Origin of the sequence: Streptomyces sp. NPDC048590, from assembly GCF_043199535.1 — a bacterium.
GTDB lineage: Bacteria > Actinomycetota > Actinomycetes > Streptomycetales > Streptomycetaceae > Streptomyces.
In genome coordinates, this window is record NZ_JBICWC010000009.1 from 308202 (window position 1) to 335121 (window position 26920).

Annotated in this window: 22 protein-coding genes; 3 read left to right on the forward strand and 19 right to left on the reverse strand. The window is 71.0% G+C overall.

Features of this window, described 5'->3' with window-relative positions; genetic code table 11:
• Positions 1 to 8 precede the first annotated feature (8 nt).
• A complete protein-coding gene (locus ACGFNN_RS26350) occupies positions 9 to 1673 on the forward strand; it encodes an alkaline phosphatase D family protein (RefSeq protein ID WP_393559493.1) in 1665 nt (554 codons plus the stop codon).
• A gap of 63 nt (positions 1674 to 1736) precedes the next feature.
• Here ACGFNN_RS26350 and ACGFNN_RS26355 read toward each other — a convergent pair whose 3' ends face one another.
• Positions 1737 to 2315, reverse strand: coding sequence for a dienelactone hydrolase family protein (locus tag ACGFNN_RS26355; RefSeq protein WP_393559620.1), 579 nt, complete (start codon positions 2313 to 2315; stop codon positions 1737 to 1739).
• A 37-nt stretch (positions 2316 to 2352) separates the two neighbouring features.
• Here ACGFNN_RS26355 and ACGFNN_RS26360 point away from each other — a divergent pair, with 37 nt between their 5' ends.
• Positions 2353 to 3498 carry a mechanosensitive ion channel family protein gene (locus ACGFNN_RS26360; protein WP_393559494.1) on the forward strand — a complete coding sequence of 382 codons (1146 nt, stop codon included), beginning with the start codon at positions 2353 to 2355 and terminating at the stop codon, positions 3496 to 3498.
• Between the two features lie 88 nt (positions 3499 to 3586).
• Here the strand turns inward: ACGFNN_RS26360 and ACGFNN_RS26365 are convergent, their stop codons facing one another.
• The 5 genes from ACGFNN_RS26365 to ACGFNN_RS26385 all read right to left on the reverse strand — a co-directional run bounded on the left by ACGFNN_RS26365 (position 3587) and on the right by ACGFNN_RS26385 (position 8387).
• Entirely contained in the window at positions 3587 to 5173 is a 1587-nt protein-coding gene (locus ACGFNN_RS26365) for a Na+/H+ antiporter (RefSeq protein ID WP_393559496.1), read from the reverse strand.
• A gap of 110 nt (positions 5174 to 5283) precedes the next feature.
• Positions 5284 to 5757 carry a GNAT family N-acetyltransferase gene (locus ACGFNN_RS26370; protein WP_393559498.1) on the reverse strand — a complete coding sequence of 158 codons (474 nt, stop codon included), beginning with the start codon at positions 5755 to 5757 and terminating at the stop codon, positions 5284 to 5286.
• Complete coding sequence (locus ACGFNN_RS26375; RefSeq protein ID WP_393559500.1) at positions 5754 to 6695, reverse strand: RluA family pseudouridine synthase; 942 nt, start codon at positions 6693 to 6695, stop codon at positions 5754 to 5756. Before ACGFNN_RS26375 ends, ACGFNN_RS26370 begins: the two co-directional genes overlap by 4 nt.
• Before the next feature lie 70 nt (positions 6696 to 6765).
• Positions 6766 to 7377 carry a signal peptidase II gene (gene lspA / locus ACGFNN_RS26380; protein ID WP_393559502.1) on the reverse strand — a complete coding sequence of 204 codons (612 nt, stop codon included), beginning with the start codon at positions 7375 to 7377 and terminating at the stop codon, positions 6766 to 6768.
• Positions 7378 to 7544: 167 nt separating this feature from the next.
• Positions 7545 to 8387 (reverse strand): TraR/DksA family transcriptional regulator, encoded by an 843-nt coding sequence (locus ACGFNN_RS26385; RefSeq protein ID WP_393559504.1) that lies wholly within the window; start codon positions 8385 to 8387, stop codon positions 7545 to 7547.
• A 576-nt stretch (positions 8388 to 8963) separates the two neighbouring features.
• Between ACGFNN_RS26385 and ileS the strand changes: the two genes are divergently transcribed.
• On the forward strand, positions 8964 to 12113 hold the full coding sequence (gene ileS / locus ACGFNN_RS26390) for an isoleucine--tRNA ligase (RefSeq protein WP_393559506.1): 3150 nt from the start codon (positions 8964 to 8966) through the stop codon (positions 12111 to 12113).
• 335 nt (positions 12114 to 12448) lie between these two features.
• Here ileS and ACGFNN_RS26395 read toward each other — a convergent pair whose 3' ends face one another.
• The 13 genes from ACGFNN_RS26395 to ACGFNN_RS26455 all read right to left on the reverse strand — a co-directional run bounded on the left by ACGFNN_RS26395 (position 12449) and on the right by ACGFNN_RS26455 (position 26907).
• The gene (locus ACGFNN_RS26395; protein WP_393559508.1) at positions 12449 to 13591 is read right to left on the reverse strand and encodes a DivIVA domain-containing protein; all 1143 of its coding nucleotides are present in this window, start codon (positions 13589 to 13591) and stop codon (positions 12449 to 12451) included.
• A 49-nt stretch (positions 13592 to 13640) separates the two neighbouring features.
• Positions 13641 to 13937, reverse strand: coding sequence for a YggT family protein (locus ACGFNN_RS26400; protein WP_014156754.1), 297 nt, complete (start codon positions 13935 to 13937; stop codon positions 13641 to 13643).
• A gap of 67 nt (positions 13938 to 14004) precedes the next feature.
• Positions 14005 to 14616: a cell division protein SepF gene (locus ACGFNN_RS26405; RefSeq protein WP_362547593.1), complete on the reverse strand. Its 612-nt coding sequence runs from the start codon at positions 14614 to 14616 to the stop codon at positions 14005 to 14007.
• A 127-nt stretch (positions 14617 to 14743) separates the two neighbouring features.
• The gene (locus ACGFNN_RS26410; RefSeq protein ID WP_362547590.1) at positions 14744 to 15463 is read right to left on the reverse strand and encodes a YggS family pyridoxal phosphate-dependent enzyme; all 720 of its coding nucleotides are present in this window, start codon (positions 15461 to 15463) and stop codon (positions 14744 to 14746) included.
• A gap of 3 nt (positions 15464 to 15466) precedes the next feature.
• The gene (pgeF, locus tag ACGFNN_RS26415; protein WP_393559511.1) at positions 15467 to 16201 is read right to left on the reverse strand and encodes a peptidoglycan editing factor PgeF; all 735 of its coding nucleotides are present in this window, start codon (positions 16199 to 16201) and stop codon (positions 15467 to 15469) included.
• A 17-nt stretch (positions 16202 to 16218) separates the two neighbouring features.
• Positions 16219 to 17436 (reverse strand): cell division protein FtsZ, encoded by a 1218-nt coding sequence (gene ftsZ / locus ACGFNN_RS26420; RefSeq protein WP_393559513.1) that lies wholly within the window; start codon positions 17434 to 17436, stop codon positions 16219 to 16221.
• A gap of 276 nt (positions 17437 to 17712) precedes the next feature.
• Complete coding sequence (locus ACGFNN_RS26425; protein ID WP_393559515.1) at positions 17713 to 18507, reverse strand: cell division protein FtsQ/DivIB; 795 nt, start codon at positions 18505 to 18507, stop codon at positions 17713 to 17715.
• Positions 18508 to 18556: 49 nt separating this feature from the next.
• Complete coding sequence (murG, locus tag ACGFNN_RS26430) at positions 18557 to 19651, reverse strand: undecaprenyldiphospho-muramoylpentapeptide beta-N-acetylglucosaminyltransferase (protein WP_362547578.1); 1095 nt, start codon at positions 19649 to 19651, stop codon at positions 18557 to 18559.
• 6 nt (positions 19652 to 19657) lie between these two features.
• Complete coding sequence (ftsW, locus tag ACGFNN_RS26435; protein ID WP_393559517.1) at positions 19658 to 21097, reverse strand: putative lipid II flippase FtsW; 1440 nt, start codon at positions 21095 to 21097, stop codon at positions 19658 to 19660.
• 132 nt (positions 21098 to 21229) lie between these two features.
• Positions 21230 to 22705 carry a UDP-N-acetylmuramoyl-L-alanine--D-glutamate ligase gene (murD, locus tag ACGFNN_RS26440; protein WP_393559519.1) on the reverse strand — a complete coding sequence of 492 codons (1476 nt, stop codon included), beginning with the start codon at positions 22703 to 22705 and terminating at the stop codon, positions 21230 to 21232.
• Positions 22687 to 23757 (reverse strand): phospho-N-acetylmuramoyl-pentapeptide-transferase, encoded by a 1071-nt coding sequence (gene mraY / locus ACGFNN_RS26445; RefSeq protein ID WP_365526825.1) that lies wholly within the window; start codon positions 23755 to 23757, stop codon positions 22687 to 22689. Before mraY ends, murD begins: the two co-directional genes overlap by 19 nt.
• Entirely contained in the window at positions 23754 to 25172 is a 1419-nt protein-coding gene (gene murF / locus ACGFNN_RS26450; protein ID WP_393559521.1) for a UDP-N-acetylmuramoyl-tripeptide--D-alanyl-D-alanine ligase, read from the reverse strand. The genes mraY and murF overlap by 4 nt, the downstream gene beginning before the upstream one ends.
• A 4-nt stretch (positions 25173 to 25176) precedes the next feature.
• Positions 25177 to 26907 carry a UDP-N-acetylmuramoyl-L-alanyl-D-glutamate--2,6-diaminopimelate ligase gene (locus tag ACGFNN_RS26455; protein ID WP_393559523.1) on the reverse strand — a complete coding sequence of 577 codons (1731 nt, stop codon included), beginning with the start codon at positions 26905 to 26907 and terminating at the stop codon, positions 25177 to 25179.
• Positions 26908 to 26920: the final 13 nt, after the last annotated feature.

Consider the following 26920-nt stretch of genomic DNA (forward strand, 5'->3'; position numbering starts at 1 on the left):
GAGCGCCCGTGACCAGACCAGAGCTCACCACCGCACCCACCCGCCGCACGGTCGTCAAGGCAGCCGCCGCCACCGCGGTCGCCGGCACCGTGCTGACCTCCACGAGCGCCAGGGCCGCCGACGGCCCGGCCTTCCTGCACGGCGTCGCCTCCGGTGATCCCCTGCCCGACGGCGTCCTCCTGTGGACCCGCGTCACCCCGTCGCCCGAAGCGGTCGCCGGGTCCGGCCTCGGCCCCGACACGGAGGTGTTCTGGGAGATCGCCGAGGACAAGGCCTTCTCCCGGGTGGCCGTCCGGGGCACGACCGTCGCCCGGGCCGCCTCGGACCACACCGTCAAGGCCGATGTCCGGGGACTGCGCGCGGCCACGACGTACTGGTTCCGCTTCTCGGCGGGCGGAGCGGGATCCGGAGGCGGACAGGGCGTCATGTCCCCCGTGGGCCGCACCCGGACCGCACCGGCCGCCGGGGCCACGGTCGCCGGGCTCCGCTTCGGCGTGGTGTCCTGCGCGAACTGGGAGGCGGGCTTCTTCTCCCCGTACCGCCACCTCGCGGCGCGTTCCGACCTGGACGCCGTTCTGCACCTGGGCGACTACATCTACGAGTACGCATCGGGCAGTTACCCGACGCAGGACACCGTCGTACGCCCGCACGCCCCGCTCCACGAGATCCTCACCCTCGCCGACTACCGCCTGCGGCACGCCACCTACAAGACGGACGCGGACCTCCGGTCGCTGCACGCCGCCCACCCGGTGATCGCGATCTGGGACGACCACGAGTTCGCCAACGACGCCTGGTCGGGAGGGGCCGAGAACCACACCCCGGACACCGAGGGTTCCTGGGCGGCCCGGGTGGCCGCCGCGAAGCAGGCGTACTTCGAGTGGATGCCCGTCCGTGCCTCGACCGAGGGCACCGTCTACCGGCGGCTGAGCTTCGGCTCACTGGCCGAACTGCACCTGCTCGACCTGCGCAGCTTCCGCTCCGAGCAGGCGTCGATCGGTGACGGCGCGGTGGACGACCCGGAGCGCTCGATCACCGGGCGGGCCCAATTGGACTGGCTGAAGGCGGGGCTGACCGCGTCCGACGCCGCCTGGAAGCTCGTCGGCACCTCGGTGATGATCTCCCCGGTGGCCTTCGGCGCGCTCCCCGCCCATCTCCTGGGCCCGGTCGCGGAACTGCTGGGCCTGCCCTCGGAAGGGCTCGCGATCAACGTCGACCAGTGGGACGGCTATACGGACGACCGCAGGGAACTGATCACGCACCTGCGGGACAACGCGGTCACCGACACGGTCTTCCTGACCGGCAACATCCACATGGCCTGGGCCAACGACGTGCCGGTGAAGGCGGCGACCTACCCGCTGTCCCCCTCGGCGGCCACGGAGTTCGTGGTGACGTCGGTCACCTCGGACAACCTGGACGACATCCTGCGGATCGCGCCGGGGACGGTGTCGGCCGTCGCGGCGGGCGCGCTGAAGGCGGCCAACCGCCATGTGAGGTGGGTGGACCTCGACTCGCACGGCTACGGCGTGCTGGACGTGACCGCCGAACGCTCGCAGATGGACTACTACGCGGTCTCGGACAAGACGGACCGGAACGCCACCTCGTCCTGGCTCCGCTCCTACCGCACCCGCAGCGGCACTCAGAAGGTCGAGCGGGCCGACGCCCCCGTCCGCTGAACCGGCACCGGCCCGGCCTGCAATCCGGCCGCGCACCCGCTCCGGGCGCGCGGCCCACGACGCCTACAGGGTGGCGAGGAAGCCCAGCGCGACCTTCCAGGTCAGATCGGCGGCCGCCTGGTCGAAGTCGGGCAGGTCCGGGTCCGTGTAGAGGTGCCCGGCCCCGGGGTAGCGGTAGATCTCGACGTCGGCACCGGTCCGCTGCATCTGGAGGTACCAGCTGTTCAGCCAGTCACCGGACTCGAACGCGTCGGGGTCCGCGACGTGGAGCTGCACGGGCAGGTCGTCCACCGTGACGTTCGGGGCCAGGTCCGACGTGCCGTGGAGCAGCAGCAGGCCCCGCGCCTTGGCATCGCCGAGGGCGAGGGTCTGGGCGACGGACGCGCCCAGGGAGAATCCGGCGTAGACGAGACCCTGGTCCGAGTAGGGAGCGGCGGCCAGCACGGCACGCTTCAGCAGCTCGTCCTTGCCGATCTCCTCCTGGAAGGCCATTCCCTCCTCGACCGTCTCGAAGGTGTGACCCTCGAAGAGATCGGGCACGCGCACCTCGTGGCCGGCTGCGCGCAGCCGGTCCGCCGAAGCGTGCACGGCCGGCCGCAGACCGTAGGTCGAGTGGAAAAGCATGATGTTCATGCGGTCCATGGTGCCAGGCACGCCCCGACTCTTGGAGGACGACCGAATGGAGAACATACTGCGGCCGCTGCTGGTGGTGGGCGGTTCGGTGGTGATCACCCTGGTCCTCGGCTGGGTGGTCGACCTGCTGCTGCGGCGCGCCGACAGCCGGCACCACGAGACCCCGCTGTGGGGTCTGCTGCGCCGCTGCCGGCCACCCCTGCAGGTGGTGTTCTGCACGGCACTGCTGAGGGCGACCTTCACCCAGATCCGTCTGGACCCGATCAAGGACCACCGTGCCCTGATCGGCCAGGTCCTCACCCTGGTGCTGATCGCGGCCTCGGCCTGGCTGGTCCTGCGCGTCGCGGCGACGGTGGTGGAGTCGTCCTACGCCCGCTACGCCTCGGCCTCCCGCGACGCGGCGCGCGTACGCCGGGTCCGGACGCAGGTCACCCTGATCCAGCGCGTGGTCACCTTCGTGGTCGCGACCGTGGCGATCGCCGCCATGCTGCTCACCTTCCCCGAGATGCGCACGGTCGGTACCTCGATGCTCGCGTCGGCCGGTGTGGTCGGCATCGTCGCCGGTGTCGCGGCCCAGTCGACGCTCGGCAACCTCTTCGCCGGGTTCCAGATCGCCTTCGGCGACATGGTGCGCATGGGCGACACGGTCGTGGTGGACGGCGAGTGGGGCACCGTGGAGGAGATCACACTGACCTTCCTCGCCGTGCGCACGTGGGACGAGCGGCGGATCACGATGCCGGTGTCCTACTTCACCAGCCGGCCGTTCGAGAACTGGTCGCGCGGTGGGGCCCAGATGACCGGCACCGTCTACTTCCAGCTGGACCACTCCGCGCCGATCGCCGCGATGCGGGACCGGATGCGGGAGATCCTGGGCGAGTGCGCGGCGTGGGACGGCCGGAACTGGTCCCTGGCCGTGACGGACACCACACCCACGACGATCGAGGTGCGCGCGGTGGTCACCGCCAAGGACGCCGACGACATCTGGACCGCCCGGTGCACGGTGCGGGAGCAGATGATCGGCTGGCTCCGGGACGAGCACCCGTACGCACTGCCCCGTGTGCTGACCGCGCCGGCCGCGCTGACACCGGGCGACCACTGGCCGGAGTTGACGGGCGCCTCCCCGCGCAGGAGCCCTTCGGCGAACGGGCAGCGGCCCGAGATGGACAAGGCACCCCGTACGGGCCGCGGCTGAGACCTCCGGAAGACCGCCCGGGCCGTCAGGCGCGGCCTGCTCGCCCGCCCGGGGCCCGTCACAGCGCGGCCTTCGCCCGGAGGCCCCGTCAGCGCAGGCTGCGCACGTCCAGGTTGCGCAGCACCCGGTCCACGACCTCCGGGTCGGAGCCGGGTTCGCTGCGTGCCGAGAGCACCTCGTGACGGGCCGCGGAGAGCAGTTCGCGCTGTACCCGGCCCAGCGTCTTCAGGCGCTGCGCCCGCTGGGTGTACGCCTCCCGCCGCTCCTCGTCGACCATGTCCGGGCTGATCCGGGCCCCGATGTCGTAGGCGGCCCGCTGCAGCCGCTCCTGGACCTCCTCGGGGAAGTCCTCGGCCTCCTCGATCTCCTTGAGGCGCTTCCTGGCCGCCTTGGCGGCCCGGATCGCGAGGGTTCGTTCCAGGGCCTGTTCGGCGTCGGTGTCGGCCCTGACGCCGAGCTTCCGCACCAGCCACGGCAGCGTGAGGCCCTGGACGACGAGGGTGGCCATGACGACGGCGAAGGCGATGAAGACGATCTCGTCCCGCCCGGGGAACGGCTTCCCGTCGTCGGTCTCCAGGGGGATCGCCAGGGCGAGCGCCACGGAGGCCACGCCACGCATCCCCGCCCACCACATGACGGTGGTCTCGCGCCAGTCGGTGGGGATCTCCTCGTCGTAGTCCCGGCGCTCGTGGAGCCGGGTGGCCAGCCAGGTCGCGGGCAGCAGCCACAGCAGGCGTACACCGACGACGACCCCGACGATCGCGAGCCCCCAGCCCAGCAGTTCCAGCTCGCGCCCGTCGGCCGTGCCGAAGACGCTGTGGAGTTCGAGCCCGATGAGACCGAAGGCGACCCCGGTCACCAGGGTGTCGACGATCTCCCAGAAGGATCTGCCGGCGAGCCTGCCGAGGACGTCGTCGGCGTCGGCGGTGTGCTCGGCGAGGAAGAGCGCGGTGGTGAGGACGGCGAGCACGCCCGAGCCCCACAGTTCCTCGGCCAGCACGTAGCTGACGAAGGGCACCAGGAGGGTCAGCCCGACCTGGAGGGTCGCGTCGCCCAGCAGCCCCATCAGTTTGATGGTGAGCCAGCCGAGCACCAGCCCGACCACCACGGCGACGACGGCGGAGAGCACGAGCAGCCCGAACGCCTCCGGGAGCGAGAAGGTGCCGCTCACGGCGGCGGCGATCGCCACGTGGTACAGGACGATCGCCGTCACATCGTTGAACAGCCCCTCCCCCTCCAGGATGGAGACGAGACGGCGGGGCAGTCCGAGCGACCCGGCGACCGCCGTGGCCGCGACGGGGTCGGGCGGGGCGACGAGTGCCCCGAGCGCGACGGCCGCGGCGATGGGCAGCCCGGGGACGATCGCGTCGGCGACGGCGGCGACGGCCGCCGTCGTGACGAAGACGAGGGCGACCGCCAGCAGGAAGATGGGCCGCTTGTTGGCCGCGAACTGACGCCAGGAGGTGCGCTGCACGGAGGCGTAGAGCAGCGGCGGAAGCAGCGCGGGGAGGATGATCTCCGGCGGGATGTCGACGTCGGGGACGAAGCTGGCGAAGGCCATGCCGATCCCGGCGAGCGTCATCAGGACGGGCGCGGGAAGCCCGAGCCGTTCCCCCAGTGGCACCGAGACCACCGCTCCGAGGAGAAGCAGGAGCAGGAGTGCCATCTGGTCCACGTGGTGCCTTCCCAACCGCGCCGGGACCGGCCCCGCCGATCAGCGGGCCGGGGCTCCCAGCCTGCCACGCCGGGCCGGAGGCGCTCCGCCAACCCGTGCGTGCCGCGCGGTCAGAGGACCCGGCGCATCGACCGGTGCGGGATCCCTGCGTCCGGGAACTCGGGTCCGTACGCGGCGTAGCCGAGCCGCTCGTAGAAGCCGAGGGCGTGGGTCTGGGCGTGCAGGTCGACGGCGGCGAGGCCCAGCCCCCGTGCTTCCTCCTCGATGGCGCGGACCAGCGCGGCGCCGACCCCGAGGCCGCGGGCGGCCCGGGTCACCGCGAGCCGGCCCAGCGAGCCGACCGTGAGATCGCCGCCGGTGCGGTCAGCTGCCGTCTCGCCGTGCAGCAGACGGCCGGTGCCGAGCGGTGAGCCGTCGGCGGCGACGGCGAGGACGTGCACGGCCGTGGCGTCGAGCGCGTCGTACTCGATGTCCTCGGGGACACCCTGCTCACCGACGAATACGTCCTTGCGGACCTGGAAGCAGGCGGCGCGGTCGCTCTCGTCGAGGGCCCTGCGGGTGCTGTACGAGGTGGTGGCGGTCACTGGCTCTCCGCGGAGATGGTGTCGAGGGCGTGGCGCAGGTCGTCGGGGTACTCGCTCGCGAACTCGACCCAGCTGCCGTCGGCGGGGTGCTCGAAGCCCAGGCGGACCGCGTGGAGCCACTGCCGGGTCAGGCCGAGGCGCTTGGCCATCGTCGGGTCGGCGCCGTAGGTGAGGTCGCCGACGCAGGGGTGGCGGTGGGCGGACATGTGCACCCGGATCTGGTGGGTGCGGCCGGTCTCCAGCTTGATGTCGAGCAGACTCGCCGCCCGGTAGGCCTCGATGAGGTCGTAGTGGGTCACGGAGGGCTTTCCCTCGGCCGTGACGGCCCACTTGTAGTCGTGCTGCGGGTGGCGGCCGATGGGGGCGTCGATGGTGCCGCTCATGGGGTCGGGGTGGCCCTGGACCAGCGCGTGGTACTTCTTCTCGACGACCCGGTCGCGGAACTGCGCCTTGAGCAGGGTGTACGCCCGCTCGGACTTGGCGACGACCATCAGGCCGGAGGTGCCGACGTCCAGCCGGTGCACGATGCCCTGGCGTTCGGCGGCGCCCGAGGTGGAGATGCGGTAGCCGGCGGCGGCGAGGCCGCCGATCACGGTGGTGCCGGTCCAGCCGGGGCTCGGGTGGGCGGCCACGCCGACCGGTTTCATGATGACCACGATGTCGTCGTCGTCGTGGACGATCTCCATGCCCTCGACGGGTTCGGCGACGATCTGGACCGGGGCGGGCGCCTGGGGCATCTCCACCTCGAGCCAGGCACCGCCGTGCACCCGCTCGGACTTCCCGGCGACCGCGCCGTCCACCTGGACCTTCCCGGCCGCGGCCAGCTCGGCCGCCTTCGTGCGGGAGAAACCGAACATCCGGGAGATGGCGGCGTCGACTCGCTCGCCCTCCAGACCGTCGGGTACGGGCAGGGTGCGGACCTCGGGATACGTACTCACCAGTCGAGTATGCCTTGCGCCCGCCGTTGCCGTGACCGGAGGTTTGCCTTTCCGGTCACGGCACGGGACGTCAGTCCTTGTGGACGGTGCCGTCGGGGTCCAGGCCCTTGAAGGAGAGGATCACGATGAGGATTCCGCCACACACGATCGCCGAGTCGGCGAGGTTGAAGACGGCGAAGTGGGCGGGGGCGATGAAGTCGACCACCGCGCCCTTGAAGACTCCGGGCGCCCGGAAGATCCGGTCGGTGAGGTTGCCGAGCGCCCCGCCGAGCAGCAACCCGAGGGCGATGGCCCAGGGCAGGCTGTAGAGCTTGCGGGCGAGCCGGACGATGACGACGATCACCACGGCCGCGATGACCGTGAAGATCACCGTGAAGGCCTCGCCGATCCCGAAGGCGGCGCCCGCGTTGCGGATCGCGTCGAACTTCAGCCAGTCGCCGAGGATCTCGACGGGTTCCTGGTGCTCCAGCTTCGCGACCACGATCATCTTGCTGATCAGGTCGAGCAGGTAGGCCAGCACGGCCACGACGAGGAGGACCAGGATCTTCTTCCGCCCCCGGCCACCGGGCTCGTCCTCGCCGGCCGGGCCGTGGCCCTCGGCGGGCTGCCGGTCCTCGGGCCCGTCAGGCCCTTCGGCATCGGGGATATCCGGCGTACCGATGATGCGCTCCGCCTCTGCCACGTGAGTCCCTCAACCTAGGTGCCTGACTGAGGACGAGGGTACGACACACCCGGGGATACGGGGGCCTCAGGCCCGGACCGTCCTGAGTTCCGGTACGGGGCCGTGACGGCCGGGCGGGGCCGGGCGCACGTGGCGCGTGTCCGGCCCCGCCCGGAGCGGCCGGTGCCTCAGCCTCTCCGTTCCTGCTTCTGCTTGTCCTCGACGCAGAGCGTCGCACGGGGGAACGCCTGCATCCGCGCCTTGCCGATCGGCTTGCCGCAGACCTCGCAGAGTCCGTAGGTCCCCGCGTCGAGGCGGGCGAGGGCACGCTCGGTCTGGTCGAGCGTCTCCTGGGCGTGGGCGGCCAGGGACAGCTCGTGCTCGCGGGTGATGTTCTTGGTGCCCGTGTCCGCGTCGTCGTCGCCGGCCCCGTCACCGGAGTCGCGCATCAGTCCCGCCAGCGCCGCCCCGGAGGCCTCCAGCTCGGTGCGGAGTCTGAGCACCTCCCCGGACAGCTCGGTACGCGCCTCCTCGACCTCCTCCGGCGTCCAGGGGTCCTCCCCCGGCCGGACCGCGAGGTCTCCGGGCGCTGTCGCGACCCCTGCCCGGGCGGAGGGGACCGCGGTCGCGGTGCCCTCCCCCGCCGTGGTCCGGGCCGCGCTCTTCTTGGCTACCACCGTGTGGGCTCCTGTCTGCTCGGCGGCCTGGGCCGCCCCCGTGGCCTTCTTCGACGCCTTCTTGGCTGCGCTCTTCTTCGCGGTGCTCTTCTTGGCCGCACTCTTCTCGGCGGGTCCGTGGCCGCCCGGCTCCGAAGGGTGTGAAGCCGTCTTCTTCGCCGAAGCCGTCTTCTTCGCCGCGGCCGTCTTCTTGGCTGCGGCCGTCTTCCTGGCCGCCTTCTTGGCGGTGGCGCCCGATCGCCGGTCGCCGTCCGTCTCCGGTCCGGCCTCATCGCCGGCGCTCCCGTTCCCCTCCCCGGCAGCCGCAGCCGTGGATCCTCCGGACGCCGGTACGGCGCTCTTCTTCGCCACCATGGCCGCGGCCCCTTCACATATTGTGATCTTGCACGCGAATCGTGCTGGGACGATAAATCGACCCCAGCCCCGCGGCAACGGGGCACGCCGCCGGTTCGCCCCTGCCCTCGTCGGGACGCCGACGCGCCTGCAACCGTTGTGCCCAGCTCCCCGCCCGGTAATCCGCCCGCGCACACCCCGCGAGACCGCATCCGTCCCGGGTGGCCATTCGGGTGCACGCCCCTCCTCCGCGACGGCGGGCGGAAATCGGTCGGCCGTCACCCGTGAGGGCCCGTACACTGGCCGCAGCGAGAGGCATGGATGGGACGAGTAGCGTCGTACGCAGCCAGGAGCGACCCGGGGACGGTGGGAGCCCGGGGGCGAGCGCGTCGTGAAGATCACCCCGGAGCCGCCGGAAGAAAGCTCGGGACAGTGGGCACCGCCCACGGGTCCCGGGGCGACTAGAACCGGCATCGCGACCCCAATGAGGGGGCTCAGGGCGCACACCCGGGGCCAAGGAGGGTGGTACCGCGGGAGCCGATCCGGTTCTCGTCCCTCCGACGGAAGTGGAACGCGTCCGCCGGAGGAAGTCCGCACATGACATCGCCGCAGTACCGCCAGGTACCCGCCCAGGTCGACCTGCCCGCCCTCGAGCACGCCGTGCTCGACTTCTGGCGCGACGGCAAGGTCTTCACCAAGAGCCTCGAACAGTCCGAGGGCCGCCCCGAGTGGGTCTTCTACGAGGGTCCGCCCACCGCCAACGGCATGCCGGGCGCCCACCACATCGAGGCCCGCGTCTTCAAGGACGTCTTCCCGCGCTTCCGGACCATGCAGGGCTACCACGTCGGCCGCAAGGCAGGCTGGGACTGCCACGGCCTTCCGGTCGAGCTCGCGGTGGAGAAGGAGCTGGGCTTCAACGGCAAGAAGGACATCGAGGCCTACGGCATCGCGGAGTTCAACGCGAAGTGCCGCGAGTCCGTGACCCGGCACACCGACGCGTTCGCCGAGCTCACGACCCGTATGGGGTACTGGGTGGACCTCGACGACGCGTACCGGACGATGGACCCGGAGTACGTCGACTCCGTGTGGTGGTCCCTGAAGCAGATCTTCGAGAAGGACCTGCTGGTCCAGGACCACCGAGTCGCCCCCTGGTGCCCGCGGTGCGGCACCGGCCTCTCGGACCACGAGCTCGCCCAGGGGTACGAGACGGTCGTCGACCCGTCGGTCTTCGTGCGCTTCCCGCTGACGAGCGGCCCGCTGGCCGGCCAGGCCGCCCTGCTGGTCTGGACGACGACTCCCTGGACCCTGGTCTCCAACACGGCGGTCGCCGCGCACCCCGACGTCACCTATGCCGTGGCGACGGACGGCACGGAGAAGCTGGTCGTGGCCAGTCCTCTGGTCGAGAAGGCGCTCGGCGAGGGCTGGGAGCTCACCGGCGAGACCTTCACCGGCCGCGAGATGGAGCGCTGGACGTACGAACGCCCCTTCCAGCTCATCGAGTTCCCGAGCGAGGCGCACTTCGTCGTCAACGCCGAGTACGTGACGACCGAGGACGGTACGGGTCTGGTCCACCAGTCCCCCGCCTTCGGCGCCGACGACCTCCAGGTCTGCCGCTCGTACGGTCTGCCCGTGGTCAACCCGGTGCGCCCCGACGGCACCTTCGAGGACGGCCTGCCGCTCGTCGGCGGGGTGTTCTTCAAGAAGGCCGACGAGGCCCTCACCGAGGACCTGGACGCCCGCGGGAAGCTCTTCCGTCACGTCCCCTACGAGCACAGCTACCCGCACTGCTGGCGCTGCCACACGGCGCTGCTCTACTACGCGCAGCCGTCCTGGTACATCCGCACGACGGCGGTCAAGGAGCGGCTGCTCCAGGAGAACGAGAAGACCAACTGGTTCCCGGACTCCGTCAAGAACGGCCGCTTCGGCGACTGGCTGAACAACAACGTCGACTGGGCGCTGTCCCGTAACCGCTACTGGGGCACCCCTCTGCCGATCTGGCGCTGCGAGGAGGGTCACCTCACCTGCGTCGGCTCCCGCGCCGAGCTCACCGAGCTGACCGGGGACGACCAGTCGGACCTCGACCCGCACCGCCCGTTCATCGACGCGATCACGTTCACCTGCTCCCACGAGGGCTGCGCGCTGGAGGCCTCCCGCGTCCCGGAGGTCATCGACGCCTGGTACGACTCGGGTTCGATGCCGTTCGCACAGTGGGGATACCCCTACAAGAACAAGGAGATCTTCGAGAGCCGTTACCCGGCGCAGTTCATCTCGGAGGCCATCGACCAGACCCGCGGCTGGTTCTACACGCTGATGGCCGTCGGCACCCTGGTCTTCGACAAGTCCTCCTACGAGAACGTCGTCTGCCTGGGGCACATCCTCGCCGAGGACGGCAGGAAGATGTCCAAGCACCTGGGCAACATCCTCCAGCCGATCCCGCTGATGGACCAGCACGGCGCCGACGCCGTCCGCTGGTTCATGGCGGCGGGCGGTTCGCCCTGGGCGGCCCGCCGCGTGGGCCACGGCACGATCCAGGAGGTCGTCCGCAAGACGCTCCTCACGTACTGGAACACGGTGGCCTTCCAGGCCCTGTACGCCCGCACGTCGGGCTGGGCGCCGTCCGCGGCCGACCCGGCCCCCGCCGACCGCACGGTCCTCGACCGCTGGCTGCTGGGCGAGCTCGGCACGCTGGTCGAGGAGGTCACCGCGGCTCTGGAGGGGTACGACACCCAGCGCGCCGGAAAGCTGCTCTCGGCGTTCGTCGACGACCTGTCGAACTGGTACGTCCGCCGCTCGCGGCGCCGGTTCTGGCAGGGCGACAAGGGCGCCCTGCGCACGCTGCACGAGGTCGTGGAGACGGTCACCCGGCTGATGGCCCCGCTGACTCCGTTCATCACCGAGCGGGTCTGGCAGGACCTCGTCGTCCCCGTGACCCCGGACGCCCCGGAGTCGGTGCACCTTTCGTCGTGGCCGAAGGCGGATCCGGCGTCGGTCGATCCGGCGCTCTCCTCGCAGATGGCGCTGGTGCGCCGCCTGGTGGAGCTCGGCCGGGCGACGCGGGCCGAGTCGGGCGTCAAGACCAGGCAGCCGCTGTCGCGCGCCCTGGTCGGGGCCACGGGCTTCGAGGCACTGACGCCGGAGCTGCGGGCGCAGATCACGGAGGAGCTGAACGTCTCCTCGCTGGCCTCGCTCTCGGAGGTGGGCGGCTCGCTGGTCGACACCACGGCCAAGGCGAACTTCCGTGCGCTGGGCAAGCGCTTCGGGAAGGGCGTCCAGGCGGTCGCCAAGGCCGTCGCGAACGCCGACGCCGCCGCGCTCTCCCTCGCGCTGCGCGAGGGCAACGCCTCGGTCGAGGTCGAGGGCGAGCCGGTCGCGCTGGCCCCCGACGAGGTCATCATCACCGAGACGCCGCGTGAGGGCTGGTCGGTGGCTTCCGACTCGGGCGCGACGGTCGCGCTGGACCTGGAGATCACCCCGGAGCTGCGGGCCGCCGGACTGGCCCGTGACGCGATCCGGCTGATCCAGGAGGCCCGGAAGAACAGTGGCCTGGACGTGGCGGACAGGATCGCGGTCCGCTGGACCTCCGCGTCCGCGGAGACGGCCGGCGCCCTGACCGAGCACGCGACCCTGATCGCCGACGAGGTCCTCGCCCTGGACTACGCGCAGGGCGAGGCGGACGACACGTACGGCGAGCCGTTCGAGGACGAGGGCCTGGCCCTCATCTTCCGCCTCCGCAAGACGGAGCGCTGAGCCTCCTCGCGCAGTCGCGGGGCCCGTCCGCCAGGCCGGGCCCCGCACCACCGAAGAGCCCGGCCGGACACGTTCCGGCCGGGCTCTTCGCGTACCGCGTACGCCACGGCTCCGGGCGTGGCCGCCGTACGCCCCCCTAGCTCGCTCCCCTACGACCGGCGAGGCGTCCCCGCAGCCCGCTCCTGGGCCGCCTACGGCCCGGACGCCCGGCCGCCAGGGGACCGGCCCACCGGCACGTGCGCCCGGGCGCACACGCAAAAGGGCCGGGCCCCGGGGAAACCCGGGGCCCGGCCCTCTGCCTGCCGACGGCTACGCGCTCAGCGAGCGCGTCCCGCTCAGTTGTCGTCCTCGTCGATCAGGAACCCGCGCATCGGCGACGGGGCCTGCTGCATCGGCTGCGGCGCCTGCGGCCGCACCGGTGCCATCGGCTGCGTCATCGCGGGCGACATCTGCTGCTGGCCGCCTCCGTAGGACGGGCCACCGCCCATGGACTGGCTGCCGCCGCCCATCTGCTGGTTGCCGTGGCCACCGTGGTTGCCGCCCATGGTGTGTCCCATGGCACCCGCACCGGCCGGAGCCAGCGAGGGCGACGGCGGCAGCGAGGCGGCAGCCGGGGTCCGCGGCGGGGCCAGCGAGTCGTCGGCCTGGGTCTCCAGCTGACGCAGCTGGCTCTCCAGGTACGACTTCAGACGGGTCCGGTACTCGCGCTCGAAGCCACGCAGGTCCTCGACCTTGCGCTCCAGCGTCGCGCGGGCCGACTCCAGCGAGCCCATCGCCACGCGGTGCTTCTCCTGGGCGTCCCGCTCCAGGGCGTCGGCCTTGGCACGGGCGTCACGCTCGAGGCCCTCGGCGCGGCTGCGCGCCTCGCCGACGATCTTGTTGGCCTCGGAACGGGCCTCCGCGATCGCCTGGTCGGCGGTCTGCTGCGCGAGGGAGAGGACACGGGCGGCGCTGTCGCCACCGGGGCCCTGACCGGGCTGCTGCATCTGCTGCTGCATCTGCTGCATCTGCTGCTGGGGGGCGTGACCGCCCATGGGGCCGCCCATCGGGCCACCCATGGGACCGCCCTGCATCGGGCCGGGGCCGTGCGGGCCCTGCGGACCGGGGCCGTGGCCGCCCTGAGGACCATGGCCGCTGGGGCCGGCGGGCAGCTGCGGAGCGCCACCGGGCAGCTGGGGGGGACCCATCTGCGGGGGCTGCTGCTGCACCGGCGGACCAGATATGGCGGCGGGCACGGGGGCCCCTGGCCGCTCCTGCTGCTCCGGGGGTTTGCGCATGCCCTGCTGCTGCTGGTTCTGCGCGGCCGCGCGCGTGGCGGCGGCCAGCTTGGCGCGCAGGTCCTCGTTCTCACGGAGCAGACGCGTCAGTTCAGATTCGACCTCGTCGAGGAAGGCATCGACCTCGTCCTCGTCATAGCCTTCTCGGAGGCGGACGGTCGTGAACTGCTTGTTCCGCACGTCCTCAGGGGTCAGCGGCATCTCTTCTTCACCTCTACGTAGTCGTCGGCAGTCGGCAAGACCGTATCGTTCACACGCTGCTCGCAAGCTTGCCCACGAGGCTGAGCAGAATGTAGACGATGATCATCAGAACGAAGAAGGACAGGTCAAGTGCCACGCCCCCGAGACGCAACGGCGGTATGAACCGCCGCAGAAGCTTCAGCGGTGGATCCGTGACAGTGTAAGTGCCCTCGAGAACGACCACCATCGCCTTGCCTGGCTGCCATGAACGTGCGAATTGGAAGACGTAGTCCATGACCAGCCGGAAGATCAGCACGATGAGGAAACACATCAGCGCGATATAGACCACATCCAGTGCGACGCCCATGTCCCGCGCTTCCCTCTCCCCTGGCTCTCGTGGCCCGGCCTCCCGGCCGGGTTCGTTCCCGGTGTTCTCAGCTCTGGTTGAAGAACCCGCCCTCAGCGATACGGGCCTTGTCCTCCGCCGTGACATCGACGTTAGCAGGCGACAACAGGAACACCTTCTGCGTCACACGCTCAATGCTGCCATGGAGACCGAAGACGAGTCCCGCGGCAAAGTCGACAAGTCGCTTCGCATCGGTGTCGTCCATCTCCGTGAGATTCATGATCACCGGAGTGCCCTCACGGAAGTGTTCCCCGATGGTACGGGCCTCGTTGTAGGTCCTGGGGTGCAGCGTCGTGATCCGGTAGGGCTCCCGCTCGGACACGACCTTGGGCATGATCACCGGTGCGTTCTTCTCCAGGTTCGGGCGGTCAGGTGTGATGGATGCCACGGGGGCGATTCGGGCGGGTCGTCCGCTTTCCGCCGGCAGCTGAACCGGTTCCCGCGGGGCGGGGGGCTGCACCGCTCGCACCGGCTCCTCCCGTTCACGCTCCACCGGATGCGCGGGCTGATGCCGCCGCCGGTCGCGTTCGGGCTCCGGCTCGGGTTCGAATTCGTCGTCGGGGTCGAACCCCGGACCGTCGTACCCATCGTCCTCCACGAGGCCGAGGTAGACCGCCATCTTGCGCATCGCGCCGGCCATGCTCCGAGTCCTCCGCTCTGTGGTGGATCGGCATTCGTGTCACCAAGTGCCCGAGATCCACTCCGGCCCACCCGCGTCGAGCGGGAATGACCATATTTTCTGCTGTGGTCCGACTTGCTTCGCGACGTTACCCGAGCCGGGGTCGGACTCCGAGTACCGCCGTACCGACGCGTACATGTGTCGCCCCGGCCGCGATCGCGTCCTCGAGATCCGCGCTCATCCCAGCAGAGACCATGTTCGCAGCCGGATGGTTCCCGCGCAGGCGGGATGAGATTTCCATCAGGCGGTCGAAAGCGGCCCGTTGCCGTCCGGCGTAGGCGCCGGCGAGCGGCGCGACGGTCATCAGACCGTCCAGCCTGAGGCCTTGTGCCGCGTCCACCGCGGCGGCCAACTCCTCGACCGCGTCCGGTGCGACGCCTCCGCGCTCACCGCGTGCACCGCTCCCGGCGTCGAGCGCAACCTGGATCAGGCAGCCGAGCTCGCGCTCCCCCCTGACCGCCGCCGCCGACAGGGCCGTGACCAGCTTCACCCGGTCCACCGACTGCACCATGTCGGCATAACCCGCCACGGAACGGACTTTGTTGGTCTGCAACTGTCCGACGAAGTGCCAGGTGAGCGACAGATCCGCACAATCGGCCGCCTTCGGCGCCGCGTCCTGGTCGCGGTTCTCCGCGACATGGCGCACTCCGAGTCCGTGCAGGATGCGCACGTCGGATGCCGGGTAGGTCTTGGTGACGACGATGAGCGTCACCTCGTCCCGCTCCCGGCCGGCCGCGGCGCACGCCGAGGCGATGCGTTCCTCCACCCGCTCCAGGTTCGCGGCGAGTTGGGTCCTGCGATCCGTCATGCCCTATCCGTCCAGCCAGACATAGCCGGCGAGCCGCCCCGTGGTGCGGTCGCGGCGGTACGAGAAGTGATCGGCCGACTCCAGCGTGCAGTGCGGCGAGCGGTGCCGGTCGCGCACACCCAGCTCGTCGAGCTGTGCGTGGACCCCGGCCGTGACGTCCACCGCGGGCGTACCCCAGCTCGTCCGCGACCAGCTGGCCGGTACCGCCTCGGCGACCTCGGCACGCATCTGCTCCGGGACCTCGTAGCACCGGCCGCAGACGGCCGGTCCCGTGTGGGCGACGATCCTGGAGGGGAGTGCGCCGAGTGTGATCATCGCCTCGACCGCGGCCGGGACGACACCCGCGACCAGGCCGGGACGCCCGGCGTGGGCGGCGGCGGCGACACCGGCCACCGGATCGGCGAGGAGTACGGGGGTGCAGTCCGCGGTGAGCACCGCGAGCGCGAGTCCGCGCCGGGCCGTCACCACCGCGTCGACGGAGGGGATGTCCCGGGTGTCGCCCCAGGGGCCGTCGACCACCGCGACGTCGCGGCCGTGCACCTGGTTCATCCAGACCACGCGGACCGGATCGAGACCGAGGGCCCCGGCCGTACGCGCGCGGTTCGCGACGACGGCGGCGGGGTCGTCACCGACCGCGCCGCCGAGGTTGAGCTCCTCGTACGGAGCGGCGCTCACTCCGCCCCACCGGTCGGTGAAGGCGAAATGGGCGCCGCCCGCCGAAGACTCCGCGGTTTCCACCGCGTGCTGCGGACCTATCACTTCAAGAAGTCCGGTACGTCCAGCTCTTCGGCCTGGCTGTCCTGGTAGGGACGGGCCGTCGGGACGTGCGGCGGGGAGACCGGGGGGAGCGAGGTCTCGTTGGCCACGGGGGCCGGCTCGGCCGGCGCCTGGGGCTGCTCCTCACGCGGGGGTACGGAGCCCAGCCCGCCGGTCTGGCGCGCGGGCTCGGCGCTGCGGGCCGGCGGGGCCGGCTCCTCGCGCTTGCCCGCTCCCGCCCCGAGGACGTTCTCCCTGCGGGCAGGCGGCTGCCCGCCGTCGAATCCCGCGGCGATGACCGTGACCCGGACCTCGTCACCGAGGGCGTCGTCGATGACGGCGCCGAAGATGATGTTCGCCTCGGGGTGGGCCGCCTCGCTGACCAGCTGCGCGGCCTCGTTGATCTCGAAGAGACCGAGGTCGCTGCCGCCGGAGATGGAGAGCAGGACACCACGGGCGCCGTCGATGGACGCCTCCAGGAGCGGCGAGGAGATCGCCATCTCCGCGGCGGCCACCGCACGGTCGTCGCCACGTGCGGAGCCGATGCCCATGAGGGCGGAACCCGCCTCGGACATGACCGACTTGACGTCGGCGAAGTCGAGGTTGATCAGACCCGGGGTGGTGATGAGGTCGGTGATGCCCTGGACACCCGAGAGCAGCACCTGGTCGGCCGACTTGAAGGCGTCCAGCACGCTGACCTGACGGTCCGAGATGGACAGCAGCCGGTCGTTGGGGATGACGATGAGGGTGTCGACCTCTTCGCGGAGCTCGGCGATGCCGTCCTCCGCCTGGTTCGCGCGCCGCCGGCCCTCGAAGGTGAACGGGCGGGTGACCACACCGATCGTCAGGGCGCCCAGCGAGCGTGCGATGTTGGCGACGACGGGTGCGCCGCCGGTGCCGGTGCCGCCGCCTTCTCCGGCGGTGACGAAGACCATGTCGGCCCCCTTGAGGACCTCCTCGATCTCCTCACGGTGGTCCTCTGCCGCCTTGCGACCGACTGCCGGGTTCGCCCCGGCTCCGAGGCCACGGGTGAGTTCACGGCCGACGTCGAGCTTGACGTCGGCGTCGCTCATCAACAGTGCTTGCGCATCGGTGTTGATCGCGATGAACTCGACGCCCTTGAGACCGACCTCGATCATTCGGTTGATGGCATTGACACCACCGCCGCCGACACCGATGACCTTGATGACTGCGAGGTAGTTCTGCGGTGCTGCCACGTCGAAGGCCTCTCGCCTCGAGTTACGTGTCGTCGCTGCGCGGTTGTCCCGCGGCGACGACGGATGCCGATGGGGCCGGTCCGGACGCCGACCCAAACCCTAACGCTGAAGTTTAGGGTTACCAGTGTGTCTGCTTCTTGGACTCTTCCGAACAGGACACTAAGTCGACAAGTGGCGCACGTTCAACGAACACGCCGAACCTCCCGTTTTTCTTTTCACCCTATGTGATCACCCGTAGCGCTGACCAACCAGGGGGCTGGCCAGGCGAAACGTGCGTCAACTCCTCGACGCGGCCGGTGCGGTGGGCGCACTCACGTCGAAGTGTCCCGCTTTGGGAGACGCCTTCATGAGAGCGGTGAGCACTCTCACCTTGACGGGCCCCTCCTCGCTGCTCCCCCACATCACCGTGCGGTCCCGCGTCAGTTGCAGGACGGCCGAGTCGTAGGAGGTGATCCGCACGACCTCGGTCTCACCGGACAGCTTCGCCGGGAGGTCGCCCGCGATGCGGACCGCCTCCCGCACCAGGCGGTCGGCGCCGAAGCGGCGCAGACTCGCGGACCGGTCCGGCTCCAGCTCCAGCAGGGGCACATGGGCGGGAGCTTCGTCCACCGTGGCGAAACGAACGCCCTTGGCGTCCACTTCGATGAACTTCCCGCCCTTTTCCATCAACAGGACGGGCTTACGTTCGGTCACTTCAAGACTGACACCGTGCGGCCATGACCGAACGACATCCACGGAGTCGACACGAGGCAACTTCTGGCGCAACCGCCCGGCGATCGCATCGGTGTCCACGGAGACCAGCGGGGATCCGACGGGAGCCCTGGCGGCCGTCTCGACCTCGCTGCGGCTCAGCACGTCGGTTCCGGTGATCGTCACGCGTTCCAGCCTGAACCAGGACGATCCGTAGAGCACCCATACCGTGGCGCCGGCGGTCACCACGAGGCCAAGTACGGCCAGGACCAGTCGCGTACGGCCGGTCAGCCGCCGCCCCCCGGGGCCGATGTGGGGTGGGCGGGCCGGGGTGTCCGCCCGCTCGGCCTCGCCGCGCTGGGCGGTCGTCGGTCCGGCCACGCTCACTCCTTCGCCGGACCCGGGGCGCGCGCCCCGGGTCCGCACCGCCTCACGCCTTTCGGCGTGCGGCAATCGCCTCGTACACCATGCCGACGAGGAGGTCGTCGGCGTCCCGTCGCCCGAACTCCGCGGCGGCACGGGACATCTCGTACAGCCGGTGCGGATCCGAGAGCACCGGAAGGACGTTGCCCTGCACCCATTCCGGGGTGAGAGCCGCGTCGTCCACCAGCAGGCCGCCGCCGGCGTTCACCACCGGCTGGGCGTTGAGCCGCTGTTCACCGTTGCCGATCGGCAGCGGGACGTAGGCGGCGGGAAGCCCGACGGCGGAGAGTTCGGCGACGGTCATCGCGCCCGCGCGGCAGAGCATCATGTCGGCCGCCGCGTACGCGAGGTCCATCCGGTCCACGTACGGTACCGGGATGTAGGGCGGCATCCCGGGCATGTTGTCGATTCGCGGCAATTCGTTCTTCGGGCCGACCACATGGAGGATCTGGATACCCGACCGCTGGAGCAGCGGCGCGATCCGCTGGACGACCTCGTTGAGGTGACGGGCCCCCTGCGAACCGCCGGAGACGAGCAGGGTCGGCAGGTTGGGGTCGAGGCCGAAGGCCGCGCGTGCCTCCGGGCGGACGCGGGCCCGGTCCAGGGTCGCGATGGTGCGGCGCAGCGGGATCCCGATGTAGCGGGCGTCACGCAGCTTGCTGTCCGGTGTGGAGACGGCGACCCCGTGGGCGTACCTCGAACCGATCTTGTTGGCCAGGCCGGGCCGTGCGTTGGCCTCGTGGACGACGATCGGGACACCGGCGCGCTTGGCCGCGAGGTAGCCGGGCAGAGCCACGTAGCCGCCGAATCCCACCACGCAGTCAGCCTTGGTGCGTTCCAGGATCTGCTCGGCGGCCTTGATGGTGCCGCGCAGCCGCCCCGGCACGGTGATCAGTTCGGGGGTGGGCTTGCGCGGCAGCGGTACGGCGGGGATCAGTGCCAGTTCGTACCCCCGCTCGGGTACGAGCCTGGTCTCGAGTCCGCGCTCCGTGCCGAGGGCAGTGATTCCCACGGTCGGGTCCTGCCTCCGCAGGGCGTCTGCGAGGGCAAGCGCGGGCTCGATGTGTCCGGCGGTCCCCCCGCCGGCGAGTACGACATGCACCGAAATTCACCGCTCTCCGGACGGACGCTTCGTGACGCGCCGTCTCATCGTCTTCCATCTGACCCCGGGCCTCCGCATGGCCAGGGCCGCTTTCGCCGCAGGGTCGTCACGCGCGAACGCGATCATGAGCCCGACGGCGAACATGGTCGGCAGCAGGGCCGACCCCCCGTAGGAGAACAGCGGCAGCGGGACTCCGGCGATCGGCAACAGGCCGAGCACCGCACCGATGTTGATCACGGCCTGCGCCGTGATCCAGGTGGTCACGCCTCCCGCTGCGTACCTCACGAAGGGGTCCTCCGTGCGTCCGGCCACGCGGATACCCGCATAGCCTAGAGCCGCGAAGAGGGCGAGTACCGACAGCGTCCCCGCCAGCCCCAGCTCCTCACCTGTGATGGCGAAGATGAAGTCGGTGTGCGGCTCGGGAAGTTGACCCCATTTTTCCACACTCGCACCGAGCCCGGATCCGAACCATCCGCCGGACGCGAGGGCGTAGATTCCGTGCACCGCCTGCCAGCACGAGTCCCCGGGGCCTGGTTCGGACGCCCCGATGCAGCCGAGCCGGGACATCCGGTTGGGGCTGGTCTTGATGAGCAGGAAGCCGATCAGACCCGCGAAGGCGAGCACCCCGGCGAAGAGCCGGGTGGGGGCGCCGGCCAGCCAGAGGAGACCGAACAGGATGGCGGTCAGGATGATGGCGGTGCCCATGTCGCCGCCGAGCATGATCAGTCCGAGCAGCATGAAGGCGACCGGGACCAGCGGGACGAGCATGTGCTTCCACTGGGCCAGCAGCCGCTTGTCCTGCTTGCGGGCGAGCAGGTCCGCGCCCCAGAGGATGAGGGCGAGCTTGCCGAACTCACTGGGCTGGAGCTGGAAGGGGCCGCCGACGCGGATCCAGTTCTGGTTGCCGTTGACCGACATCCCTATCCCCGGCACCTGGACCAGGACCATGAGGAAGACCGTCACCATGAGCAGCGGGTAGGCCAGCGCCCGGTGGAGTTTGACGGGCATTCTGGAGGCCAGCAGCATCAGCCCCGCCCCGATCACGGCGGCGAGGAACTGCTTGCGGAAGAAGTAGGTCCCCGGCCGTGCCAGCTCCAGGGCCTTGATCATCGAGGCGGAGTAGACCATCACGAGGCCGAGCACGATGATCAGCAGGCTCGATCCGAGGATCAGGTAGTAGGCGGTGAGGGGGCGGTCCCAGGCCCGTCGCGCCTGTTCGTACAGCCGCCGCACGCCGGCTCCTCGGCGTGGCCCGGCAGGTGGTGCGCCGGCCCCGCGCGGGCCACGTGACGACGCGGGGGGCCGCCGGGACCCGGCGGCGGGCCCGCTCCTCGCGGCGAGTCCCGGGAAGGGACCGGCGGGCAGGGGCGGGGTGAGCGCCCGGGGGGCCGCCGCGGTGACCCGCGGGCGGCCTCCGCGCGCGGCTGCGCTCTCGTCGGCCGGCATTGTCGCTGTCCCCTCCACTGCTCGTGCTCGGGGGCCTGCGCACGGCGCCCGGGCCCGCGGCGGTGCCGCAGGCGACCGGGTCTCCGGGCGGCTCCGGTACTCCGGGACAGTACGACGCGGAGACCGGGCCCGTCAGTCGCTCTCGTCGGCGAGTTGGCGGACGGCGTCCGCGAACGCCTCGCCGCGCTTGTTGTAGTTGACGAACATGTCCATCGACGCGCAGGCCGGGGCCAGCAGTACGGTGTCGCCCGGCCGGGCGAGCCGTGCCGCTTCGCGGACCGCCGCGGACATCGCCCCAGTGTCGGTCCGTTCGAGGTCGACCACCGGCACCTCGGGGGCGTGTCGTGCCAGGGCTTCACGGATCAGCGCCCGGTCGGCGCCCATCAGTACGACACCCCTCAGCCGCTTGGCGGCGCCGGACGCCAGTCCGTCGAAGGTGGCTCCCTTGGCGAGGCCTCCGGCGATCCAGACGATCGGGTCGTAGGAGGCGAGGGACGCCTCGGCCGCGTGGGTGTTGGTGGCCTTGGAGTCGTCGATGTACGTGACCCCGTGCACGTCGGCGACGTGCTCGATGCGGTGGGCGTCGGGCCGGAAGGCCCGCAGCCCGTCGCGTACGGCGGCGGGAGCCACGCCGAAGGCCCTGGCCAGTGCCGCCGCCGCGAGGGCGTTGGCGATGTTGTGCGGGGCCGGCGGATCGATGTCGCCGACCTCGGCGAGCTCCTGGGCCTGCTTCTGCCGGTCGGCCACGAAGGCCCGGTCGACGAGGATTCCGTCGACCACTCCGAGCTGGGAGGGGGCGGGGGTACCGAGGGTGAATCCGATGGCCCGGCAGCCCTCCTCGACGTCGGCCTCGCGGACGAGGTCCTCGGTCGCGGTGTCCTGCGCGTTGTAGACGCAGGCGACGCTGTTGCCCTCGTAGATCCGGCCCTTGTCGGCGGCGTAGCCCTCCATCGAGCCGTGCCAGTCCAGGTGGTCCGGGGCCAGGTTGAGAACGGCGCCGGAGTGGGCGCGCAGGGAGGGCGCCCAGTGGAGCTGGTAGCTGGAGAGTTCGACGGCGAGGACGTCGTACTCCTCGTCGCCGAGGACCGCGTCCAGCAGGGAGACCCCGATGTTGCCCACGGCGGCGGTGCGCAGACCGGCCGCCGCGAGGATCGAGGCCAGCATCCGGACCGTCGTGGTCTTGCCGTTGGTACCGGTGACCGCGAGCCAGGGTGCCGCGTCGGGCCCCCGCAGCCGCCAGGCGAGTTCGACGTCGCCCCAGACGGGGACGTCCGCCTCGGCGGCTGCCAGGAAGAGCGGCTTGTCGGGCTTCCAGCCGGGAGCCGTGATGACGAGCTCGGTGGACGGGGGCAGGGTGTCGCCGTCACCGAGGCGCACGGTGATCCGTCGCCCGCCACCGTTCTCACCGGAGGCGCTGCGCGCGGCAGCCCATTCCTCCAGTTCGGCGGCCTGCGCGCGGGACCGCTCGTCGTCTCCGTCGTTGACGACGGTGACCACGGCCCCCCGCTGGTGCAGGGCGCGGGCCGCGGGGATACCGCTGACGCCGAGCCCGGCCACCGTGACGTGCTTGCCCTGCCAGTCCACTTCGCTCACTTCTTGGCTGCCCATCCGGCGTAGAAGAGGCCCAGTCCGACGATCACGCACATGCCCTGGATGATCCAGAAGCGGACCACGACGAGGACTTCGGACCACCCCTTGAGTTCGAAGTGGTGCTGGAGCGGGGCCATGCGGAAGACCCGCTTGCCGGTCATCTTGAAGGAGCCGACCTGGATGACCACCGACATGGTGATCATCACGAAGAGGCCGCCGAGGATGGCCATCAGGAACTCGGTGCGGGAGCAGATCGCGAGGCCGGCGAGCGCGCCGCCGAGGGCCAGCGAACCGGTGTCGCCCATGAAGATCTTCGCGGGCGAGGTGTTCCACCACAGGAAGCCGAAGCAGGCGCCCATCAGGGCGGAGGCGACGACCGCGAGGTCGAGCGGATCGCGTACCTCGAAGCAGGCGTTGGGATTGGTCAGGGTCTCCGCGTTGGCGCAGGACTCCTGGAACTGCCACAGCCCGATGAAGGTGTAGGCGCCGAAGACCATCACCGAGGCGCCGGTGGCCAGTCCGTCCAGACCGTCCGTCAGATTCACGCCGTTGGACATGGCGAGGATCATGAACAGCGCCCAGACACAGAACAGCACGGGGCCGATCGACCAGCCGAAGTCCTCGACGAAGGAGAGCCTGGTGGATGCGGGAGTGTTCCCCTGCGCGTCCGCGAACTGGAGCGAGAGCAGGGCGAAGGCGATGCCGACGATCAGCTGGCCGGCCATCTTCGCCTTGGCCCGCAGCCCCAGCGAGCGCTGCTTCACGATCTTGATGTAGTCGTCGAGGAAGCCGACGAGGCCCATTCCGGCCATCAGGAACAGGACGAGCACCCCGGAGAAGCGCATGTCCTCGCCGGTGATCACCTTCGCCAGTACGTAGGCGATGATCGTGGCCAGGATGAAGGCGATACCACCCATGGTGGGTGTGCCCTTCTTACTGCCGTGCGTGCGCGGGCCGTCATCCCTGATGAACTGCCCGTAGCCCTTGCGGGCCAGGAGTTTGATCAGCAGCGGGGTGCCGACCAGCGTAAGGAAGAGCCCTATGGCTCCCGCGAAGAGGATCTGCCTCATCGGACGGCGACCTCGCCCTCGGTCGTCTCCAGCAGAGCCTGTGCGACCTTCTCCAGGCCGACCGACCGGGACGCCTTCACCAGCACGACGTCTCCCGGGCGCAGTTCACTGCGCAACAGGTCGACGGCCGCCTGTGCGTCGGACACGTGCACCGACTCCTCACCCCACGAACCCTCGTTATATGCGCCCAGTTGCAGCCAGGAGGCTTCTTGCCCCCCGACAGCGACGAGCTTGCTGACGTTGAGCCGGACGGCGAGCCGTCCGACCGCGTCGTGCTCGGCGAGCGACGCGTCACCGAGCTCGGCCATCTGACCGAGCACCGCCCACGTGCGCCCCCCTCCCGCCTGTCGGGCCTTGCCCATGGCGGCCAGCGCACGGAGGGCGGCCTTCATGGATTCGGGGTTCGCGTTGTAGGCGTCATTGACGACCGTCACACCGTCCGGACGCTCGGTGACCTCCATGCGCCAGCGGGAGAGGGTGCCCGCCTCCGAGAGCGCCTCGGCGATCTCGGTCACGGACATGCCCAACTCATGGGCGACGGCGGCCGCGGCGAGCGCGTTCGACACGTGGTGCTCACCGTACAGGCGCAAGGTCACGTCGCTGCACCCGGTGGGTGTGTGGAGCGCGAAAGCGGGCCGCCCGTCGTCGGTGAGCCGCACGTTCTCTCCCCGTACGTCCGCTTCCGGGCCCTCCCCGAAGAGGAGCACCCGGGCTTTTGTGCGGGACGCCATCGCCCTCACGAGCGGGTCGTCGGCGTTGAGCACGGCGACGCCGTCCTCCGGGAGGCCCTCCACGAGCTCGCCCTTGGCCTGGGCGATCGCCTCACGGCTGCCGAACTCCCCGAGATGGGCGCTTCCCACGTTGAGGACCAGGCCGATCCGCGGGGGCGTCAGGCCGGTGAGGTAGCGGATGTGCCCGATGCCGCGCGCCCCCATCTCCAGCACGAGGTGACGGGTGTCCGGGGTGGCGCTCAGCACGGTGAGCGGGAGGCCGATCTCGTTGTTGAAGGAACCCGGCGTCCAGACCGTGGGCGCCTTGCGCTGGAGCAGCTGGGCGATCAGGTCCTTGGTGGACGTCTTGCCCGCCGACCCGGTCAGCGCGACCACGGTGGTTCCGAGGCGCTCGACGGCGGCGCGTGCGAGGGCTCCGAGCGCGGCCACGACGTCGTCCACGACGATCGCCGGAACACCGACGGGACGGGCGGCGAGCACGGCGACCGCGCCCGCCTCGACGGCACGCTCCGCGTAGTCGTGGCCGTCGACGCGCTCGCCGGCGAACGCTGCGAACAGGGAGCCCTGCCGCACCTCCCGGGAGTCGATGACGACGGGGCCGGTGACGACGGCGGACGGGTCCGGCACGTCGTGCGGCCGCCCGTCGACGATTGCGGCGATCTCGGCGAGGGAAAGGGCGATCACTTGGTCATCCCTGACTGTTGTTCTCATGGGTGTGTACGCGGTCCTCGGGGGCGCTCCCGGCGCCGGTGCGCCCCAGGGAGCTCTCGATGGCGTCGCGCAGGACCTTGCGGTCGTCGAAGGGGCGCACCACTCCGTGGATGTCCTGCCCCTGCTCGTGCCCCTTGCCTGCCACCAGGAGGGTGTCGCCGGGCTCCGCCCGTGCGACGGCCGCGGCGATCGCGGCGGCCCGGTCGGCCTCCACGAGCACGTCGCCGCGCTCGTGGACGGGCACCTCGGCAGCGCCGAGGAGCATCGCCGCGAGGATCGCGAGGGGGTCCTCGGAGCGTGGGTTGTCCGAGGTCAGTACGGCGGTGTCGGCCAGCCGCGCGGCCGCGGCGCCCATCGGGCCGCGCTTCGTCGTGTCGCGGTCGCCGCCGCAGCCGAGCACGATGTGCACCCGGCCCTCGGTGACCTTCCGCAGGGACTTCAGGACCGATTCGACGGCGTCGGTCTTGTGCGCGTAGTCGACCACCGCGAGATAGGGCTGTCCGGCGTCGACGCGCTCCAGCCGGCCGGGGACACCGGGGACGGCCGCGACCCCGTCGGCGGCGGACTGCGGGTCCACACCGGCGACGGCCAGGGTCACGATCGCGGCAAGGGTGTTGGCCACGTTGAAGGGGCCGGGCAGCGGGGCCCGGGCCTTGATCCGCCGGCCGTCGGGGCCGACCACGGTGAAGGTGCTGTCCTGGGAGCCGATCTGGACGTCCTGGGCCCGCCATTCGGCGTCCGGGTGGCCCTCGGCGGAGAAGGTGACGACCGGGACGGACGCCTCCTTCACCAGCCTGCGGCCGTACTCGTCGTCGAAGTTGACGACGCCGAGCTTGCTGCGGCGCGGGGTGAACAGCTGCGCCTTGGCCTGGAAGTAGTCCTCCATACCGGAGTGGAACTCCATGTGCTCCGGGCTGAGGTTGTTGAACACCGCGACGTCGAAGACGCAGCCGTCGACCCGGCCGAGCACCAGGGCGTGGCTGGACACCTCCATGGCGACCGCCTCGACGCCGCGTTCGCGCATGACGGCGAACAGCGCCTGGAGGTCGGTGGCTTCGGGCGTGGTGCGCTCCGACTTGATGCGCTCGTCACCGATCCGCATCTCGACGGTGCCGATGAGTCCGGTGCTGCGTCCGGCGCCACGCAGTCCGCCCTCGACGAGGTAGGCGGTGGTGGTCTTGCCGGAGGTTCCGGTGATACCGATCTGGAGGAGGTCCTCGCCGGGGTGTCCGTAGATCTCGGCGGCGATCTCGCCCATCCGGCCGCGCGGGTCCCCGGTGACCAGGACCGGCAGGCCGGTCGCCGCGGCGCGGTCGGCGCCCGACGGGTCGGTGAGGATCGCGGCGGCTCCGAGACCGGCGGCCTGGGCGGAGAAGTCGGCGCCGTGGAAGCGGGCGCCGGGCAGGGCCGCGTACACGTCCCCCGGGCGTACGGCCCGGGAGTCGTGGGTGATGCCGGTGACCTCACCGGAATCTTGCGGTCCGGCACCGAGCCGGGCTGACAGCTCTCCGAGCGCGGTCGGGCTGAGCCGGTCCGGTCGGGGCGCTCCCGGGTAGGTCACAGGCGCGTCCTTCTGAGTGGTTTGGCACTGATCAGCGTGGGGCACGGCGGTGAGCGTACCGGGCGGACCGGGCCTCTCGCGAAGTGAGGGCCCGGGGTTGCGGTACTTCTCGTTCCGGTTCCCGGGATCCGGGGTGATGGTCGTCACTGAGGGGTCCCCG

Excerpts from the sequence above, each read along its gene's own strand:
- ACGFNN_RS26355 (WP_393559620.1), bottom strand. The coding sequence starts at position 2,315 with ATGGACCGCATGAACATCATGCTTTTCCACTCGACCTACGGTCTGCGG.
- ACGFNN_RS26360 (WP_393559494.1), top strand. The coding sequence starts at position 2,353 with ATGGAGAACATACTGCGGCCGCTGCTGGTGGTGGGCGGTTCGGTGGTG.
- ACGFNN_RS26385 (WP_393559504.1), bottom strand. The coding sequence starts at position 8,387 with ATGGTGGCGAAGAAGAGCGCCGTACCGGCGTCCGGAGGATCCACGGCT.
- ileS (WP_393559506.1), top strand. The coding sequence starts at position 8,964 with ATGACATCGCCGCAGTACCGCCAGGTACCCGCCCAGGTCGACCTGCCC.
- ACGFNN_RS26395 (WP_393559508.1), bottom strand. The coding sequence starts at position 13,591 with ATGCCGCTGACCCCTGAGGACGTGCGGAACAAGCAGTTCACGACCGTC.
- ACGFNN_RS26400 (WP_014156754.1), bottom strand. The coding sequence starts at position 13,937 with ATGGGCGTCGCACTGGATGTGGTCTATATCGCGCTGATGTGTTTCCTC.
- ACGFNN_RS26405 (WP_362547593.1), bottom strand. The coding sequence starts at position 14,616 with ATGGCCGGCGCGATGCGCAAGATGGCGGTCTACCTCGGCCTCGTGGAG.
- ACGFNN_RS26410 (WP_362547590.1), bottom strand. The coding sequence starts at position 15,463 with ATGACGGATCGCAGGACCCAACTCGCCGCGAACCTGGAGCGGGTGGAG.
- ftsW (WP_393559517.1), bottom strand. The coding sequence starts at position 21,097 with ATGCCGGCCGACGAGAGCGCAGCCGCGCGCGGAGGCCGCCCGCGGGTC.
- murD (WP_393559519.1), bottom strand. The coding sequence starts at position 22,705 with ATGGGCAGCCAAGAAGTGAGCGAAGTGGACTGGCAGGGCAAGCACGTC.
- mraY (WP_365526825.1), bottom strand. The coding sequence starts at position 23,757 with ATGAGGCAGATCCTCTTCGCGGGAGCCATAGGGCTCTTCCTTACGCTG.